General features: G+C 58.1%; 16 protein-coding genes. 2 read left to right on the forward strand and 14 right to left on the reverse strand.

What is annotated here, in order from left to right; translation table 11 throughout:
• Positions 1 to 569 precede the first annotated feature (569 nt).
• The 4 genes from JMN37_RS08595 to JMN37_RS08610 are packed head-to-tail and all read right to left on the reverse strand — an operon-like array spanning position 570 to position 4,575.
• Positions 570 to 1,694, reverse strand: a complete 1,125-nt coding sequence (locus tag JMN37_RS08595; protein WP_070363537.1) for a cysteine desulfurase family protein — start codon at positions 1,692 to 1,694, stop codon at positions 570 to 572.
• A 5-nt stretch (positions 1,695 to 1,699) separates the two neighbouring features.
• Entirely contained in the window at positions 1,700 to 2,854 is a 1,155-nt protein-coding gene (locus JMN37_RS08600) for a THUMP-like domain-containing protein (protein ID WP_252931737.1), read from the reverse strand.
• A complete protein-coding gene (locus JMN37_RS08605) occupies positions 2,851 to 3,708 on the reverse strand; it encodes an NUDIX hydrolase (protein WP_070362603.1) in 858 nt (285 codons plus the stop codon). Before JMN37_RS08605 ends, JMN37_RS08600 begins: the two co-directional genes overlap by 4 nt.
• Before the next feature lie 24 nt (positions 3,709 to 3,732).
• The gene (locus JMN37_RS08610; protein ID WP_070362604.1) at positions 3,733 to 4,575 is read right to left on the reverse strand and encodes an ABC transporter ATP-binding protein; all 843 of its coding nucleotides are present in this window, start codon (positions 4,573 to 4,575) and stop codon (positions 3,733 to 3,735) included.
• 210 nt (positions 4,576 to 4,785) lie between these two features.
• Here JMN37_RS08610 and JMN37_RS08615 point away from each other — a divergent pair, with 210 nt between their 5' ends.
• Positions 4,786 to 6,810 (forward strand): maltotransferase domain-containing protein, encoded by a 2,025-nt coding sequence (locus JMN37_RS08615; protein WP_252931739.1) that lies wholly within the window; start codon positions 4,786 to 4,788, stop codon positions 6,808 to 6,810.
• A gap of 34 nt (positions 6,811 to 6,844) precedes the next feature.
• On the forward strand, positions 6,845 to 9,049 hold the full coding sequence (gene glgB, locus JMN37_RS08620; protein WP_252931748.1) for a 1,4-alpha-glucan branching protein GlgB: 2,205 nt from the start codon (positions 6,845 to 6,847) through the stop codon (positions 9,047 to 9,049).
• A gap of 56 nt (positions 9,050 to 9,105) precedes the next feature.
• On the opposite strand, the gene JMN37_RS08625 is transcribed toward glgB, so the two are convergent.
• The 10 genes from JMN37_RS08625 to JMN37_RS08670 form a co-directional block, all read right to left on the reverse strand.
• A complete protein-coding gene (locus JMN37_RS08625; protein ID WP_252931749.1) occupies positions 9,106 to 9,984 on the reverse strand; it encodes a tetratricopeptide repeat protein in 879 nt (292 codons plus the stop codon).
• 3 nt (positions 9,985 to 9,987) lie between these two features.
• Positions 9,988 to 10,293 carry an MTH1187 family thiamine-binding protein gene (locus JMN37_RS08630; RefSeq protein WP_070362607.1) on the reverse strand — a complete coding sequence of 102 codons (306 nt, stop codon included), beginning with the start codon at positions 10,291 to 10,293 and terminating at the stop codon, positions 9,988 to 9,990.
• Positions 10,294 to 10,303: 10 nt separating this feature from the next.
• On the reverse strand, positions 10,304 to 10,591 hold the full coding sequence (locus JMN37_RS08635; protein ID WP_370296028.1) for an Rv1322 family protein: 288 nt from the start codon (positions 10,589 to 10,591) through the stop codon (positions 10,304 to 10,306).
• A 15-nt stretch (positions 10,592 to 10,606) separates the two neighbouring features.
• The gene (gene nucS / locus JMN37_RS08640) at positions 10,607 to 11,299 is read right to left on the reverse strand and encodes an endonuclease NucS (RefSeq protein ID WP_070479532.1); all 693 of its coding nucleotides are present in this window, start codon (positions 11,297 to 11,299) and stop codon (positions 10,607 to 10,609) included.
• Positions 11,300 to 11,344: 45 nt separating this feature from the next.
• Positions 11,345 to 11,818: a DUF2550 domain-containing protein gene (locus JMN37_RS08645; RefSeq protein WP_252931751.1), complete on the reverse strand. Its 474-nt coding sequence runs from the start codon at positions 11,816 to 11,818 to the stop codon at positions 11,345 to 11,347.
• A gap of 169 nt (positions 11,819 to 11,987) precedes the next feature.
• A complete protein-coding gene (locus JMN37_RS08650) occupies positions 11,988 to 12,362 on the reverse strand; it encodes a F0F1 ATP synthase subunit epsilon (protein ID WP_070362610.1) in 375 nt (124 codons plus the stop codon).
• A 9-nt stretch (positions 12,363 to 12,371) separates the two neighbouring features.
• On the reverse strand, positions 12,372 to 13,865 hold the full coding sequence (gene atpD / locus JMN37_RS08655) for a F0F1 ATP synthase subunit beta (protein ID WP_252931753.1): 1,494 nt from the start codon (positions 13,863 to 13,865) through the stop codon (positions 12,372 to 12,374).
• A gap of 3 nt (positions 13,866 to 13,868) precedes the next feature.
• Positions 13,869 to 14,843 carry a F0F1 ATP synthase subunit gamma gene (locus JMN37_RS08660; protein ID WP_070362612.1) on the reverse strand — a complete coding sequence of 325 codons (975 nt, stop codon included), beginning with the start codon at positions 14,841 to 14,843 and terminating at the stop codon, positions 13,869 to 13,871.
• A 52-nt stretch (positions 14,844 to 14,895) separates the two neighbouring features.
• Complete coding sequence (gene atpA / locus JMN37_RS08665; protein ID WP_252931755.1) at positions 14,896 to 16,566, reverse strand: F0F1 ATP synthase subunit alpha; 1,671 nt, start codon at positions 16,564 to 16,566, stop codon at positions 14,896 to 14,898.
• Between the two features lie 9 nt (positions 16,567 to 16,575).
• On the reverse strand, positions 16,576 to 17,409 hold the full coding sequence (locus JMN37_RS08670) for a F0F1 ATP synthase subunit delta (protein WP_252931757.1): 834 nt from the start codon (positions 17,407 to 17,409) through the stop codon (positions 16,576 to 16,578).
• Positions 17,410 to 17,414: the final 5 nt, after the last annotated feature.

Raw genomic sequence — 17,414 nt, forward strand, 5'->3', positions numbered from 1 at the left:
GTTATACGACCATCGCTGAGCATAGACAGGCACTGAGTGCATAACTACGAGACAAAGTCCCTCGTGATGCACTCCAACAAAACATCCGCAGCCCCGATTGTTCAACACATCTAGCCCCACAACCTGCACACATAGCTTAAAAAACACTCAGAAACCATCGCAGCAAACCCAACATGTTCAACAAACCCACCGACACCTGTCGACGGGTGTTCAACAATCAACCCACCCGTATATTATGCGCTCTAGTGCAACAGTAGGTAAGAGAATACTAAGCAAATCGGGATTACCAGGCACGACATGTGTCATTCGACACGTGTCGCCGACACTATTAATGCACAATCTTTTTATACCAAAAACCTTTCATGGTCTGGTGTAGCCAAACTTAGGCCCTATGGATGCGTTAGGCAGACCTTTTCGTGATCGTTGAACAGTTGGTACCCCCGTGTTTTACCCCCGTTGGGTTGGGTCGAAAGTATGAAAGGCCCGAACCAGCATGATGCTTGTACTGGTTCGGGCCCGGCAAACAACGCCAACACATCGACGTTAACTCGCCCACTATCGCGTGAGATCTACATGTTCCCCGCCGCTCGCGCCTTCGCAACTACATCAGCGATGTTCTGGACAAAGTAGTCGACGTCCTCACGTGTGTTCGTTCGCCCCAGCGAAATTCGTAGCGCGCCCAAGCCGAGCGCTTCCTCCACGCCCATCGCCTCAAGCACATGACTCATTCGGGTCACACCACTTGCGCATGTAGACCCAGTTGATACAGCGATGCCCAACGAGTCGAGCAGCATCAGCATCGCGTCCCCGTGGGCACCGCGGAACATGAAGTGGGCATGCCCCTCCACAGCTGGCTCCTGGGTTGTTACCACCACGTCCGGGACCTCACGCTGTACACCTGCCACGAGTGCATCGCGAAGTTCCTTCACGCGTTCGCGTTCACGATCCATCTCAGAGCATGCTTCCGCCAGTGCTACAGCTGTTGCAGCGGCAGAGGCCACGTCTACCGTCCCTGGTCGCAGTCCACGTTCCTGGCCGCCACCGTGAATCGATGCGGTCGGCGCCGGCGAGCGTTTCGCTAGCAGTAGGCCGGTTCCGCGTGGCCCACCAAACTTATGTGCGCTCGCTGCCAATGTGGTAGCACCGAGGTCGTGGAAGTGAACGGGGACCTTTCCAACGGCCTGCACAGCATCCACATGAACAGGAGTGTTCTGAAGCGCAGCTCTGCGAACAACCTCCTTCACTGGCTGGAGTGCGCCAGTCTCATTGTTTGCCCACATCACTGCGGCCACAGCTGCCGGAGTGTCAAGCGCCTCGAGGTCCGACAGGTGGCCGTCGTCGCCTACCGGGAGCCAATCCACGTGCTGTGCTCCTAGTGCCTTGACAGTCTCGAGCACTGCCGAGTGCTCAACCGGTGAACACACCACCCGGTCCCCTTGCTTGCCACGCATGGCTTCGTAGAGACCGCGGACCGCGATGTTGTCTGCCTCGGTGCCCGAGCCTGTGAAAATCACTTCAACCGGGTCCGCGCCAAGCAACTCCGCGACTTGTTCTCTTGCATCGGCAAGCACCGCGTTGGCTTGGCGTCCCGCTGCGTGTTGCGCACCGGGATTCAACGCACCTGCGTGTTCAACCCAGGCATCGATTGCTACCTGACGCATCGGAGTAGTTGCAGCGTGATCGAGATACTTCATGCGCACTACCCTACGCGCTGATGCTCCCTTGCCTCGCAAATGTATGCAGTCGGGCTGTTGCCTGTTCGCGCAATAAGTACCGCCATCTGTCGGTGCCCTTTCAGCTTCATCTTCTTCCGAAGCTGGTCCGGGTTGACGTCTACCCCGCGTACGAGGATCTCAAGCGCCCCCGCTTGGTAGTTGGCCAGTGCTGCCTTAAGACGCTTGAACGGCACAGCCTCTAAGAAACGGAAGCCACTCGTTGCTGCGGGAAGCTCATCACCCGTAAGAAATGCAATGTGCGGGTCCACCATCCACAAGCTGTGCCGGTGCGCCCAGTGGCGAACTAGCCCGGCGCGGATGATCGCTCCGTCGGGCTCGATCATCCAAGTACCTGGTTCGGCGACAGTGGTGTCGTCAGGCTCGTCCGACCTCACTATCTCTCGCGAACCGTCCGCGCGCAGCACCACCGCTTCGCGAATGCCGGATCCGAAACCTTCTGTGTACAGGCAGGTTTCTTTGACGCCGCCATCGAGAGAGACGACGCTGACGAGCCCGCTCCACTCGCTGTAGTCGATTCCGGGTGCACACTTTACTGCGAGTTCTCTGCCACGATGTGCTTCCACGAGGTCTGGCAGGGGTGGTAGGAGTTTTGCTGGGTCGGTGATTCGTCGGCCGTTGGCGCGTCGTGCTGGGTCAGCCACGATGACATCGGCGCGGCTAATGGGTTGCAGTGCATCGGCTTGGCAGAGGAGCACGTTGGCGTCGGCAAGGTTTGCTTGAGCCATCGCAAGCCGTACGCGATCGAGATCGGAGCCTATCCAAGAGAGCTGTTGTTTTCTTATCGACGCCCCTTCGCTTCCCACTGAACAGGTCACGTCGTGGACCGTGGCTGCTCCGAAATCCTTGATCAGCTGCGCTCTGTATTCGGCAACGAACTGTGGCGTTGCTTGTTGCGCGGCGTCGCTATCGGTAAGCCAATGTTCGGGCATCTTCCCACGGGCGCTGCGCTGCGCAGCGAGTAACTCCGAAACGACACGGGCATGATCGCCGAATTCCTTTTCCAGTACGGCTCTGTCGCGAATTAGCGTACTTGGAATGAGTTCGAGGTCCGGTCCAAGCGCCAGAATCTTTTGCAGGTTGTCCCGTAGGAACCCAACCTCGTCCAAAGTAAAACTCATTTGGGCGTCCCGATCCTATCTGTCGGGTGCTGGTGGAAAAACTCGTGGTAGCGCGGATCATCGGCGGGGTCTCCGATGATCGGGCGCATGTCGGCGTTGCGTGCAAGTTTGACCGCATCCTCGAAGGTGTCGCAGGAGCACAGCTGTTGGAGTTGCCCCCATGTTGATGGCACGAAGCGAACGAGCCCGGCGCGCCATCCTTCCATGAGTAGCTTCGGGGAGAACCAGTTTGCGTCGTCTGCCTCGCCGGTTTCCGCGTCTGGTTCTTGTCCGATGGGTGCTTTTGCGAGGAAGCTGAAGGTGTCGAACCAGTTACCTCGGTGCGAGCAACCTACCCAGCGTGCAAATGGGATGAGGAGGTCGCTGCAGACGTTGAGTTCATTGGCCTGCAGCATGTCCGTAAGCGAGATCTCGTGCGAGACGAGTTTGAGCCGTTGGTCGTGGAAAGGACGTGCGTCGCCGAGTAGGGTTCCTTCGTCGTCAACGGCGAGCAGTGTTCCGGTTTCTTCGAACAATTCGCGAACAGCAGCAAACAGCAGGGCATGTGCCTTGTATTTGGTGACGCCGAGCCTTCGTGCAACAGAGACTGCCGACTTGCCAATCCACAGGTCTCCGTCATTCCAGGCGCGGGGTGGGAAGTCGCGACTATCGACGCCACCTCCGGGAAAAACTGTCATGCCTGGGTAGTTTTTCATGCTCATGACTCGTTCTTGCATCCACACCTTGATTCCGTCGGGAGTGTCGCGGATAAGGATGACGGTGGCAGACAGGCGTGACCCGTTGAACCCACTGGTTTCTGTTGCGTCGACGGCGTCTGTTGCGTCGACAGAAAATGCGCCGGTTTTGCGGTACACGGTGCTCCACCTCCTCGCGTGGTGTTATGCGCGGTGCGCACCACTTCGTGCGCTTCGTGCACGGCGTGCATAGAACCGGCCGTCGTCGTGCTGCACTTCGATTGGCTGGTGATACGCCTTAGAGACGTTTTCACTGGTCAATACGTCTTCGATAAGACCTTGGGCGATCACTGTTCCTTCGTCGAGCAGCAAGGCATGTGTAAAACCATATGGGATTTCTTCCAGATGGTGGGTGATCATCACCATAGCTGGCGCATCGGGGTCGAGTGCGAGGTCGCCGAGGTATGCGATGAGGTCCTCGCGTCCGCCGAGATCCATACCTGCCGCCGGTTCGTCCATGATGAGCAGTTCTGGGTCGATCATGACCGCGCGGGCGATGAGGACGCGCTTCTTTTCTCCATCTGAGAGCGTTCCCCACGTGCGGTCGATAAGGTGCATAGCCCCGACCTGTTCCAGGACTTCGAGTGCTTGCTCGTAGTCGACGTCCTCGTACTGCTCGCGCCAACGCCCGACGACCGCGTAGCCTGCGGAGACGACGACGTCACCTACTTTTTCACTTGGCGGAATCATCGAAGCAATCGCTGAGGACGTCAATCCGATTGCCGCGCGAAGGTCACGCATATCTGTTTTACCGATGCGCTCTCCGAGTACGAATGCGACGCCGCGCGATGGGAACTCTTGGGCAGCCGCCATTCGAATCAGTGTGGTTTTGCCGGCGCCATTTGGGCCGACGATGACCCAACGTTCGTCGAGCTCCACCTGCCAGTCGATAGGGCCAACAAGCGTGTTGCCTCCGCGAATAAACTCGACTCCTCGGAAGTCGATAAGCAGATCTGGATCAGTGGTTGGTTCGTTCACGGCTACCATTCTGGCTTCTTTCTACTTCGGCGTCTTGGTGGATAGAAAAACAAGCGACTGAGTTCTCAGTGTAACCATATCGTTGTATGAGAATCGCCACGGATGAAAGCGAACCCTTATGTCGATATTTAACGCGAGAGTTAGCTAGTCTGAGAGAAGAAAGAGCACACCTATAGGTGTGTCCGACTTCCATCGGCCACATGTGAGGACAAAAACGACATGGTTGCACGCTTTGGTATCGACGACGTACGCCCTCAAGTTTCCGGGCGAACTCTTCCGGCAAAGGCGGTGGTAGGTGAGGTTGTGCCAGTCTCTGCCCTGGTGTGGAGAGAAGGCCACGACGCTATCGCTGCAAGCTTGGTTATTACGGATCCGAATGGAGAACAGTACTCCATTCACATGCAGCAAGAACCGTACCGCCCGGACTACACCCACGCGGTGTTTGTCCCCGATGCTCAGGGTCTGTGGCGCTACCGCGTCGATGCCTGGAGTGACGTCATGGCGACGTGGCGCAACGCCGTCACAAAGAAGCTGGAGGCCGGGCAGACTACCGAAGAAATGGCGAACGACATCGCCCACGGCATCCACCTTTTTGAAGCCGCAATTGCGCAGACTCCGGCCCCAGACCGCGAGGTGCTCGAGCGGGCCGCTGCGGCGCTTGATAATCCCGCGCTGCCACTGGCTGAACGAATTCTCGCCGGCATTTCTGACGAAGTACTCGAAGTTCTCAATGCTTTTCCGCTTCGGGAGCTCGTCACCCATGGGCCTATTTGCGATATCTACGTAGAACGACGCGATGCGCTGGTGAACTCGTGGTACGAGCTCTTCCCGCGTTCCACCGGCGGTTGGGACGATGAAGGCAACCCGGTTCACGGTACCTGGGCTACCACTGCGAAGGCGCTCGATCGCGTTGCTGCAATGGGCTTTGACACGGTCTACTTCCCTCCTATCCACCCAATCGGTGAGATCAACCGGAAGGGCAAAGACAACACACTTGTCGCCGAGGAGGGTGATGTCGGCTCCCCGTGGGCGATCGGTTCACGAGACGGTGGGCACGATGCCTTCCACCCGCAGCTCGGTGGTGAGAAAGAGTTTTGCGCGATGCTTGACCATGCGCACGAACTCGGATTGGAGGTAGCGCTGGATTTGGCCTTGCAGGCTGCGCCGGATCACCCTTGGGCGAGCGAGCACCCCGACTTCTTCACCATCTTGGAAGACGGCACGATTGCTTACGCCGAGAACCCGCCGAAAAAGTACCAGGATATCTACCCGATCAACTTCGATAACAACCCGGAGAAGGTCTACGAGGAGATTTACCGGGTTGTCATGTACTGGGTAGACCTGGGCATCCGAACGTTCCGTGTGGACAATCCGCACACGAAGCCGGTGAACTTCTGGCACTGGTTGATCACCCGCGTCCACGAGACGCACCCCGACGTCATCTTCTTGGCCGAAGCGTTTACCCGCCCACCAGTGATGTACGGGCTGTCGAAGGCAGGGTTCTCCCAGTCCTACACTCACTTCACCTGGAAAGTATCTAAGAGTGACCTCATCGACTTCGCTGAGCACATGGTCGACGTCGCGGATGTCTCGCGCCCGAACCTCTTCGTGAACACGCCTGACATCTTGCACGCCTCGCTGCAGTACGGAGGTCCAGCCGCGTTCGCAATTCGCGCCACGCTTGCCGCCACAATGAGCCCATTGTGGGGCGTATATTCCGGCTTTGAGCTCTTCGAAGGCGAAGCCGTCGCAGAAGGTAGCGAAGAGTACAACCACTCCGAGAAGTACGAACTGCGCCCACGCGACTTCCAGACAGCCCTCGATAACGGGCAGTCTCTAGAGCCTTACATCACTTCGCTGAACCGCTTCCGCAAGGCGCAGTCTGCGCTGCAGCAGCTACGTCAAATTCGCTTCCATCACGTGGACAACGACCAGATCCTCGCATACTCGAAGGTTGATGCGATCTCTGGCAACGCGGTCCTCGTCGTCGTTAATCTTGACCCATGGAACGCGCAGGAAGGCACGCTGTACCTCGACGCGCCGGCAGTTGGTCTCGAATATGGTGCGCAGTTTGCCGTCCATGACTTGGTAACTGACGCGTATTACGACTGGGGATCAGAAAACTACGTGCGCCTCGCACCGGAAGTCAACGTCGCTCACATTCTGAAGCTGCCTGATGTTGCGCCGCAGAAGCGAGAAGCGCTCGCATTCCGACAAATTTCAGATCACGACTACCGCCCATAACAACCGCGACCAAACAGACGCTAGAAAGATCATTATGTCTGCAAATTCAGTCAACCCAGCACTGCTGATCCCGGCACACGATCGGCACCGCCTCCTCGAATGCAAGCACCACGCACCGCACGACTTCTACGGATGGCACGCAGCACCCGAGGGCTCCCTCATTCGCACCCGATTCCTGGGCGCAACGAACGTCGAGTTACTCATCCACGATGAGATCCGGCAAATGCAGTCCCTTGGCGACGATATTTGGGCGATCGGCTTGACCGACACCACTGCGCCCGACTATCGCTTCAAGGTGCACTACCCCGAGGGCGACCCGGTGACCGTCGCCGACGCATATCACTTCCTGCCTACACTCGGCACGCTCGACCTGCACCTGATTAGCGAAGGCCGCCACGAGCGTCTCTGGGAGGTGCTCGGCGCCAACGTCCGTACCTACGAGACGACGCTCGGCACCGTCACTGGTACCTCGTTCGCTGTATGGGCCCCGAACGCACAGGGCGTAGCCGTCGTCGGTGACTTCTGTGCGTGGAACCCAAACCAGTACCCGATGCGCGTCCTCGGTTCGACTGGAGTGTGGGAGATCTTCATCCCGGGCATTGAGGCAGGCACCACGTACAAATTTGCAGTACAGACGTCCGACGGCCGTCGCATCGACAAGGCCGACCCTCTGGCGAAGCAAACGCTGACGCCTCCAGAGACCGTCTCCGTGGTTGCCGCCCCTTCCGAGTTCGAGTGGACAGATGAGGATTGGGCGCAAAAGCGCAGCGAAGCAGACCCGACCAACTCCCCAATGAGCGTCTACGAGTGCCACGTCGGCTCATGGAAGAAGGGCGCAACCTTCCAGACGATGCGCAACGAGCTCGTACCGTACCTCGTGGAAAACGGCTTCACCCATGTCGAGTTCCTCCCGGTGGCCGAGCATCCATTCGGTGGCTCTTGGGGCTACCAGGTCACGGGATACTACGCCCCAACCGCCCGTTGGGGAACTCCAGATGATTTCCGCGCACTCATCAACGACCTACACGCTGCAGGCATCGGGGTCATCGTCGACTGGGTCCCCGCACACTTCCCAAAGGATGACTGGTCGCTCGCCCGCTTCGACGGCACCGCGTTGTACGAGCACCCCGACTGGCGCCGTGGCGAGCAAAAAGACTGGGGCACCTACGTCTTTGACTTCGGACGCAACGAAGTTCGCAACTTCTTGGTCGCAAACGCTCTGTACTGGTGCGAAGAGTTCCACATTGATGGCCTCCGCGTCGACGCCGTCGCGTCAATGCTCTACCTTGACTACTCCCGCCAACCCGGCGAATGGCTTCCAAATCAGTTCGGTGGGCGCGAGAACTGGGACGCTGTCCAGTTCCTGCAAGAGATGAACGCTACGGTTCACCGCAACCATCCAGGCATCGTGACCATCGCGGAGGAGTCCACCGCCTGGCCAGGCGTGACCGCTATGACGGAACACGACGGCCTCGGTTTCTCCCTGAAGTGGAACATGGGCTGGATGAATGACACACTCGAGTACTTCTCCCTCGACCCGATTCACCGCTCATACCACCACAACGAAATCACGTTCTCCCTCGTGTACGCGTTTTCCGAGCAATATGTCCTGCCGTTTAGCCACGACGAAGTAGTCCACGGCAAGGGCTCGCTTTGGCAGCGCATGCCAGGCGACGACTGGAACAAGGCCGCAGGCCTTCGCACGCTCTTCGGCTATATGTTCTCCCACCCAGGCAAGCAGCTCCTCTTCATGGGCTGTGACTGGGGCCAGACCACCGAGTGGGACGAAGCGAACTCAATCAACTGGGATAATATTTCTGACGGCTGGGGCCACGAGTACCACCGCGGTATCCAGCAACTAGTTCGCGACCTCAACCGAGTGTACGTCGACACCCCTGCGTTGTACGCGCAGGACAACGTGCCTGCCGGATTCCAGTGGGTCAAGGGCGACGACTCACAGCACAACATCCTCGCCTACCTCCGGTGGGATACCGAGGGCAACCCTGTGCTGGCCGTCATCAACATGTCCGGAGCTTCCCAGCCAAATTACCGGATCGGCCTGCCGGTCGCCGGTGAGTGGGAGCTACTCATCAACACGGACGCAGGCGTCTACGGCGGTGCCAACAACGACCTGCCACACACTGTGCACAGCGACGATGTTCAGTGGGATCACTTCCCTCACTCGATCGAGCTGCACGTACCAGCAATGAGCGCACAGCTGTACAAGCTAAGCCGCTAGAACGCTAGAGCCCGGGCCTCAGGAGTTCCTGCAGGCCCGGGCTTTTGCATGTCACGCTAGAACAGCGCACTCGCAAGCTTCGTACGAGCGGCGAGCACACGCGGGTCGCCGGCGTCGAAAAGCCCGAAGAGCTCGAGCAGTCGCTCCTTCGCCTCTGGAGACTGCTTGATCAAGCCCAACAGACGGTCGAATGCTTTCTCAGGCGCACCGGACACGAGCTCAGCATCAGCAGCCACCAGCTGTTTCGCGACATCGTCAGGGTGCTCCGCAGCATCAGCAATAGGATCAACCGACAAGTTCGCAGGGTCAAGCCGCTTGACGACGGCCACCGTCGCCTTCGCCTGCGCAACCTCCTTGTTACCAGGCTCCTCGCTCAGCATCGCATCGTAGATAGCCGTAGCCTGATCAAAATCACCTGCCTGCATCGCACGAGCTGCCTCTTCCAAACGCGGGTCCTCTGCTGGGGCAGCATCCTCAACGGGCTCCTCGTCTAGGCCCTGCAACTGCCTGCCAACGTTGCTCACCAATGCCTCGAGCCAAGGCTTCAATTCTTCCTCCGACTGATCCCCCTCGAAGCTCGTCAGTGGGCGCCCAGCAGCAAGCGCGAGCGTAGTCGGAACAATCCGTACACCAAGCGCCTGCGCGATCTGCGGAGTGGCATCAGCATCAACGTATGCGTACGCGAATCCTCGCTGACCGGTAGCCAACTTGGTCAACGTCGCCCGTAGCGACTCCGAATCAGCTGAACGCGCACTACCGACATGAACGACAACCGGAATCTGCATTGAGCGCTGCAGTACCTTGGATTCCAAATCTGCCTCAGTAATCGTAAATACTGGGACAAACCCCTCGCGCTGCATTTCCTCGCGGGCCTCCGCTTGCTTCGCTACCTGAGCTAAATCAACGGCCCCTGCCGTAAATTGTGGTCCTGTCACGTCCTAGTTCTCCTCAAGATGCTTGTTCAAAGACTCCATCTTCTGGTGGAGCATATCTGTAAACCCACGGCGGATATCCGCCTTAATCACCAGCGAAACACGTGGAGACACTTCCTCCACCGCTTGCGTCGCACGCTTAATAACGTCCATGACTTCGTCCCATTCACCCTCAACCGTGGTGAACATGGCTGTCGTCTCATTCGGCAGCCCCGATTCACGAACTACTTTCACGGCGCGTGCCACGGCCTGCGACATCTCCGCGTTCGGCGTGTCAGTGACGGCTGGTGCTACTGAAAATGCTGCAATCATGCCTCATACCCTACCGCCTCGACCAACAATGTCTATGCCAGTGTCGGCGATCATCCGCCCCGCGCCCCACTTCCTTCGGCCACGCAACGACATGGGCTACTCCCGGAGGAATGTTCTGATTACACCCCGGGCACACGTAGAACTTCCGCGCTGCGGAAGAACCAATCTGACGCACTTTGTAGATCTCACCATGCGTCCACCGCGGCCCTTCCATTTCCTGGGTGCCGATAAAGGTGGACCCATCCCGCGGGAGTATATAGCTCGGCTGGATGTTTTGACGCCGATTTCTTCGCGGCACTGCTACATCGCTCCTCTAAAACAGGCGCAGCTCGTCTGATTCGATTCCACGCAGGTCGTCATAGTCCAGCACAATACAGCGAAAACCACGATCTTCCGCGAGCGTGCGGGCCTGAGGCTTAATCTCCTGCGCAGCGAATACACCCTGTACTGGACGAAGTACGCTATCGCGGTTAAGCAGTTCAACATACCTGCTGAGCTGCTCGACGCCGTCGATCCCTCCCCGGCGTTTCACCTCAACGGCAACTGTCTTGCCGTCTGCGTCCTTGGCGAGCAAGTCGACTGGGCCAATCGCCGTCGGATACTCACGGCGGACGAGCGTAAACCCATCGCCGAGCGTAGAAATATGCTCAGCCAACAGCTCCTGTAGGTGCGCTTCCACCCCGTCCTTCACAAGACCTGGGTCTTCACCGAGCTCCACGTTGGTATCAGACACGATCTCCTCGACCGTTATGCGAAGCTGTTCGCCTTTTGGGTTCTCCACGATCCACAACTCGTCCCCCGTGTCTTCCCCATCAATATCCACGACGGCTTGTTCACGTATCGTGCACGGCGGTGTCATCCAGTTCAGTGGTTTATAAGCACGGTCGTCTGCGTGGATCGACACAGACCCGTCAGCTTTCATCAAAATAAGGCGAAGCGCAGACGGCAAATGCGCATCGAGACGACCAACATAATCTACTGAACAGCGAGCAATGACAAGACGCATGGATACTAGGCTACCGGTCGTGTCATTCTGCACGGAATTATCCCGCTAGTAGCGCTGATCGCGGCCGCGGTCACGCAGCGCACGCCGACGCAGCGCCTCGTAATCAACCTTTTCCTGCCGCTCATCAGGTGCAGACTCAATCCATGAAATCAACGCCATCTGCGCGCGCTTCTGGCCCGCGAATTCAATATCGCCATCGGCACCGTGCAGCAGTACGGCTTCCTTAATCCCTGGCATGAACGACTGCTCTTCTAGACTCAGCGCTCGCATTCCCTCGAAGCTGGTCTGGGTGCGCTCAATGCACATGTCGTACTGGAATGACAAGGACCGCAGTTTATAAAAACGGAGCTCCTCCGCGTGATAGATCAGCACACCGTGGCGCCAACCGTGGACCCCGGTGGCCGGGAGTTGTCGGAACAGGCCTATCGCGCCGGAGTTGCGGAACATTAAAAAGCGCCACACACACACAGTGATAACAAAGAACACAAAGAACAATGCCACGTACAGTAAAACGATCACATTGCACCTCTGCTTCGTTCAAACCGACCTTGATGAAAGTATGCGCTTCATTTTAGCGACCTTCGCTGCCAGTGCAAGCAACGAAGAAACGGAAAGCCCCGCTGCTAAAACAGCGGGGCTTTACAAGGTTGAGCGTGGCGCTCTACCTTCCTCCTACGCGGTGACCGCGTTAGCGAGATTCACTGCGACGGACGGCAGCAAGCTCGGCCTCTGCACGAGACTTCGCGAGTGCGTCATCAATGTTCTGAAGCTCTGCCTGAGCTTCATCACGATTCACTTCGTGGGCGAAGATGGCGTAATCCGCAAGAATGGTCACTTTGTCACCTTGCACGGAAAGGAACCCACCCTGGACGGCGGCGACGATGCGCTCGCCGTCGATTGGGCGGATGGTCACGACACCATTGTCCTTGAGCTGACCAAGGATGGGTTCGTGGCCAGGCAGAATGCCGATCTCACCTTCGGTAGTCTGAGCAGTCACGATGCTTGCTGGACCCTTCCAGAGCAAACGGTCTACCGAGACTAATTGAGCGGTAAGTTCAGCCATTATTGCCTCCTAGCCCTGCAGCTTCTTGTAGGCAGCCTCAACGTCATCCAAGCCACCCAGGCCGTTGAATGCCTGCTCTGGGTATGTATCGAATTCACCGTTGCACAGCTTCTCGAAGGCGTCGATGGTCTCCTCGAGAGGTACGTAGGAGCCCTCGTCGCCGGTGAACTTTTTAGCGACGAAGAAGTTCTGGCCCAGGAAGCGCTCGATCTTACGAGCACGCATAACCGTGACCTTATCCTCTTCGGAAAGCTCGTCCATACCGAGAATTGCGATGATGTCCTGCAGTTCCTTGTTCTTCTGCAGAATACCGATAACTCGCTGTGCAACCTCGTAGTGACGCTCGCCAACGATACCTGGCTCAAGGATGCGCGAGGTCGAGGTCAGCGGATCCACTGCTGGGTAAATACCCTTGGAAGCAATGGAACGCGAAAGCTCGGTGGTTGCGTCCAGGTGAGCGAAGGTCGTCGCTGGAGCCGGGTCGGTGTAGTCGTCAGCCGGAACATAAACTGCCTGCAACGACGTAATCGAACGGCCCTTGGTCGAGGTAATGCGTTCCTGGAGAACACCCATCTCGTCTGCCAGCGTTGGCTGGTAACCCACGGCCGATGGCATACGACCCAGCAGGGTCGAAACCTCAGAACCAGCCTGGGTGAAACGGAAGATGTTATCGATGAACAGGAGCACGTCCTGGTTCTGAACATCGCGGAAGTACTCCGCCATGGTCAGGCCGGACAGCGCGACACGCATACGAACCCCTGGCGGCTCATCCATCTGGCCGAAAACAAGGGCCGTATCTGGAAGAACGCCCATGTCCTCCATCTCGAGGAAGAGGTCCGTACCCTCACGGGTACGTTCGCCGACGCCGGCGAACACGGAGGTACCGGAGAACTCGCGTGCAATACGCGTAATCATCTCCTGGATGAGAACTGTCTTACCGACACCAGCACCACCGAAGAGGCCAATCTTGCCACCCTTCACGTAAGGGGTAAGCAGGTCGATGACCTTAATGCCGGTCTCAAGGATCTCGGTCTTGCCTTCCAAGTCCTTGAACGCTGGTGGCTCGCGGTGGATGCCCCATCGCTCACCACCGACGCCGACCGATGGGTCGTCCAAGCACTGACCAAGCGCGTTAAACACGTGGCCCTTGACCTGGTCGCCAACCGGAACGGAGATCGGATTGCCGGAGTCACGTACCTGTGCGCCACGAACCAGACCGTCGGTTGGTGCCATGGCGATCGTGCGGACGAGGCTGTCGCCCAAGAACTGGGCTACCTCAAGCACGATGGTGCGGGACATTTCGCCGAGGTCGATGTCAACCTCAAGCGCGTTGTACAAAGCGGGCAGCTCGCCACGCGGGAACTCCACGTCGACGACTGCGCCGATGACGCGCACGACGCGGCCATTCTCAGACCCTGCCGGGTTCTGAGCGAAATCGGACTCATTCTGAGCCTGACCCGTTGGCTCCTCGCCGAGCTCGTCGTAAGAGTGAGCAGTAGTCATGATTTAGTCACTTTCTCCACTACCAGACAGCGCGCCAGCGCCGCCGATAATCTCGGTGATTTCCTGGGTAATTTTTGCCTGACGGGCTTGGTTAGCCTCACGGGACAAGTTGTTCGCCAATTCGGTCGCATTGTCCGTAGCGTTCTTCATCGCCGTACGACGTGAAGCGGACTCCGCTGCAGATGCCTCCAAGAAAATCGAGTACAGCGAGCGAGAAACATACGCCGGAAGCAGTTCGTCCATCAGCGTATCCGCATCAGGTTCGAAATCCATGTCCGGTTGCACATCCCCACTTGTGGTGAGCATGTCTTCCTGCTCGTACTCGTAATCCTCAAGCACCGGCTCAATCGGCAGCAACTGGTGCACCCTGGCTTCTTGTGTCAACATCGACACAAATTCTGTGTACACCACGTGAACCTGGTCGAAGCCACGAACCTCCTGACCCTCAGGGCCATGCAGGCCCTCGCGCCACTTAGCGGTCCCTTCAGAGCTCGCCATGAAGCCGTCGATCAGGTGGCGACGAACGTCGTGGGTCGCTTCCCACGAAGGCTTCTGGGACCAACCGGTCCAAGAGCCTTCGACCTCCATATCGCGGAAACGGTAGTGGGTTACGCCCTTACCGCCCGTGATGTAGCGGACGACTTCGTAGCCAGCTTCCTCAAGCATGCGCTCGAGCTCTGCTGCCTTCTTCAACACGTTGTGGTTATACCCGCCGGCCATACCGCGGTCTGATGTGACCACGAGGACTGCTGCGACTCGACCATTCTCACGCTCACGGAGCATGGGGTGATCGAGGGAGCTCGCAGCTGCGAGGCGTTCCATGACGTCTTTCAGCTCGTCGGCATACGGCTTTGCCGCTTCGACGCGCTGCTGTGCCTTGGTGATCTGCGAAGTCGCGATCAGCTCCTGGGCTTTAGTGATTTTCTTCGTGGAGTTTACAGACCTAATACGGTCACGTAGTTCGCGAAGTGTTGCCATGGTTTACTCTCCTCCCTTCCTATATGTAGACGTTTACGTCTTGTTCCAAGAACTACTTCTTGGAACGGCCGACGTTAAGGGTATTTTTCTTGACCTCACGCTTGTCCAGCGGATCCGCCTCTGGCTCGCGCACGATGTGCTCACCGGTGGAGGACTGGAACGAGCGAGCGAAGTCATCATTGACGCGCAGCAGCGTCTGCTTGCTCGTATCGTCGAGCGCAGCGCCACCGGAGATCTGTTCGTAGACTTCCGGAGCGACGGAGCGAATGTGCTCCTGCAGCTCGAACTCGTAGCGACGCACGTCTTCGACGGGAACGACGTCAAAGGCGCCTTCGTTTGCAAGCCAGATAGATACGATCTGGAACTCAACAGGCTGCGGAGCGTTCTCCGACTGCTTGAGGAGCTCTACGAGACGCTGACCGCGCTCGAGCTGGCGCTTCGAAGCTGCATCGAGGTCGGACGCGAACGCAGCGAACGCTTCCAGGTCACGGTATGCAGCAAGGTCGAGACGCAGGTTACCTGCAACCTTCTTCATACCCTTAGTCTGCGCAGCGCCACCGACACGGGACACGGAGATACCCACGTCAATAGCTGGGCGAACACCCTGGTTGAAGAGGTCGGACTGGAGGAAGACCTGGCCGTCTGTAATCGAGATGACGTTGGTAGGAATGAACGCACCCACGTCGTTAGCCTTCGTCTCGATGATCGGCAGTGCGGTCAACGAGCCTGCACCCAGCTCATCGTTCAGCTTCGCAGCACGCTCCAGCAGACGAGAGTGCAGGTAGAATACGTCACCTGGGTATGCCTCGCGGCCTGGTGGGCGACGCAGCAACAGCGAGATGGCGCGGTATGCCTCTGCCTGCTTGGTCAGGTCATCGTAAATCACCAGCACGTGCTTGCCCTGGTACATCCAGTGCTGGCCCAGTGCTGCACCGGAGAACGGTGCGAGCCACTTGAAACCTGCGGAGTCGGATGCAGGAGCAGCCACGATCGTGGTGTACTCAAGCGCACCATGCTGCTCAAGGGTTGCACGAACACCGGCAATCGTGGAGCCCTTCTGGCCCACTGCGACGTAAATACAACGAACCTGCTTCGACGGGTCACCGGTTTCCCAGAAGTGCTTCTGGTTCAGGATGGTGTCGATGCAGACTGCAGTCTTACCAGTCTTACGGTCACCAATGACGAGCTGACGCTGACCACGACCGATTGGGGTCATGGCGTCAATAGCCTTGATACCGGTCTGCATTGGTTCCTCAACCGGCTGGCGGTCGAGAACGCCTGCAGCCTGCAGCTCAAGCGCGCGCTCTTCGTTGGATTCAATTGGACCAAGGCCGTCAATTGGCTGGCCCAGTGGGTTAATAACGCGGCCGAGGAATTCCTCCCCAACCGGGATGGACAGAACTTCGCCTGTCCGCTTTACTTGGTCGCCCTCGGTGAGGGTCTCGAAATTACCCAGAACCACGACACCGATCGAATCGGTCTCAAGGTTCTGTGCGACGCCAATGACGCCGTTCGGAAACTCGAGCAGCTCATTCGTCATGCATCCTGGCAGCCCGGAAACCTGGGCAATACCATCTGCAGCCGAAGTCACCACGCCGACCTCCTCACGGGAGGCCTCCGCGGAGTAGCTCGAGGTGTAGTTCGCTATCGCGCTACGGATCTCATCGGAGGAGATCGTCAGCTCCGCCATGTTCTTCCTGCTCTCGGTAGTTTGTTCCAGCATTATCTCTTACTAAAGGGTCGCGTTGGCGAGAAGGTCGGTGCGCATGCGGTTCAACTTACCGCGCGTCGACCCGTCAATTAGTTCATCGCCGACTCGGATGGTCAGTCCACCGAGGAGGCTGGGGTCAACCTCAGAATGGATCGCCATCTCACGACCGTAAATGTTCTCAAGTTTCTGTGCCAGTGCATCGCGCTGCGCATCAGAGAGCGCCTGTGCGGTGACCACACGTGCCACGGCCTTCCCACGCAACGCGGCGACGTCAGCTGCCAGAGCTGCGAGATCGTCTACCGGGTGGTGTTCTGGACGGCCAATGACCTGCAAAGCTAGCGCTTCAGTAACCGTGGTGACCTTGCCGTAAATGACATTCGCAAGCAGACCGCGCTTCTGTGCGGCTGTAGCGGTTCGGTCGGAGAGAAGCTGAGTAAGCTTCCGCTCCTTCTCAAGCAAGGTGGAGAGTTGGTACAGCTCGTTTTCGACCTGCTCCAACTGCCCTTGAGCCTCCGCGCCCTTCATCAGCGCGCGTCGACCTAGGTTGATCAGGCCTGCGCGGAATTCGCGCGGGTTTGACCACTCCTCGGAAGCTGCTGCAGCAAGGATCTGTGCCGTAGGCTCTGCCACCTTGGCACCGAAAACATCGTTGATGATCCCGCGACGCTGCGCGGCATCAAGCGAGCTATCAGCGACAGCGATGCGCAGTGCACGCTCGGCGTCCAGCTGATCCACGGTCAGGAACAATTCCGTACCGAGCTGCAATGCAACAGCAACGGTGTCCCCTGCCCCTTGAATCAACTGATCAAGCTGCTCAGAAACTTTTGTTTGTGCTTCGCGACTAGCTGCCTTCATTTCGC

The organism is Corynebacterium lipophilum (genome assembly GCF_024102595.1).
GTDB classification, from domain to species: Bacteria; Actinomycetota; Actinomycetes; order Mycobacteriales; family Mycobacteriaceae; genus Corynebacterium; species Corynebacterium pseudogenitalium.

What these genes read in the sequence shown, in the direction of transcription:
- JMN37_RS08615 (WP_252931739.1), top strand. Translation starts at nt 4,786, where the DNA reads ATGGTTGCACGCTTTGGTATCGACGACGTACGCCCTCAAGTTTCCGGG.
- JMN37_RS08630 (WP_070362607.1), bottom strand. Translation starts at nt 10,293, where the DNA reads ATGATTGCAGCATTTTCAGTAGCACCAGCCGTCACTGACACGCCGAAC.
- JMN37_RS08595 (WP_070363537.1), bottom strand. Translation starts at nt 1,694, where the DNA reads ATGAAGTATCTCGATCACGCTGCAACTACTCCGATGCGTCAGGTAGCA.
- glgB (WP_252931748.1), top strand. Translation starts at nt 6,845, where the DNA reads ATGTCTGCAAATTCAGTCAACCCAGCACTGCTGATCCCGGCACACGAT.
- JMN37_RS08610 (WP_070362604.1), bottom strand. Translation starts at nt 4,575, where the DNA reads ATGGTAGCCGTGAACGAACCAACCACTGATCCAGATCTGCTTATCGAC.
- atpD (WP_252931753.1), bottom strand. Translation starts at nt 13,865, where the DNA reads ATGACTACTGCTCACTCTTACGACGAGCTCGGCGAGGAGCCAACGGGT.
- JMN37_RS08670 (WP_252931757.1), bottom strand. Translation starts at nt 17,409, where the DNA reads ATGAAGGCAGCTAGTCGCGAAGCACAAACAAAAGTTTCTGAGCAGCTT.
- JMN37_RS08650 (WP_070362610.1), bottom strand. Translation starts at nt 12,362, where the DNA reads ATGGCTGAACTTACCGCTCAATTAGTCTCGGTAGACCGTTTGCTCTGG.
- JMN37_RS08600 (WP_252931737.1), bottom strand. Translation starts at nt 2,854, where the DNA reads ATGAGTTTTACTTTGGACGAGGTTGGGTTCCTACGGGACAACCTGCAA.
- atpA (WP_252931755.1), bottom strand. Translation starts at nt 16,566, where the DNA reads ATGCTGGAACAAACTACCGAGAGCAGGAAGAACATGGCGGAGCTGACG.
- JMN37_RS08660 (WP_070362612.1), bottom strand. Translation starts at nt 14,843, where the DNA reads ATGGCAACACTTCGCGAACTACGTGACCGTATTAGGTCTGTAAACTCC.
- nucS (WP_070479532.1), bottom strand. Translation starts at nt 11,299, where the DNA reads ATGCGTCTTGTCATTGCTCGCTGTTCAGTAGATTATGTTGGTCGTCTC.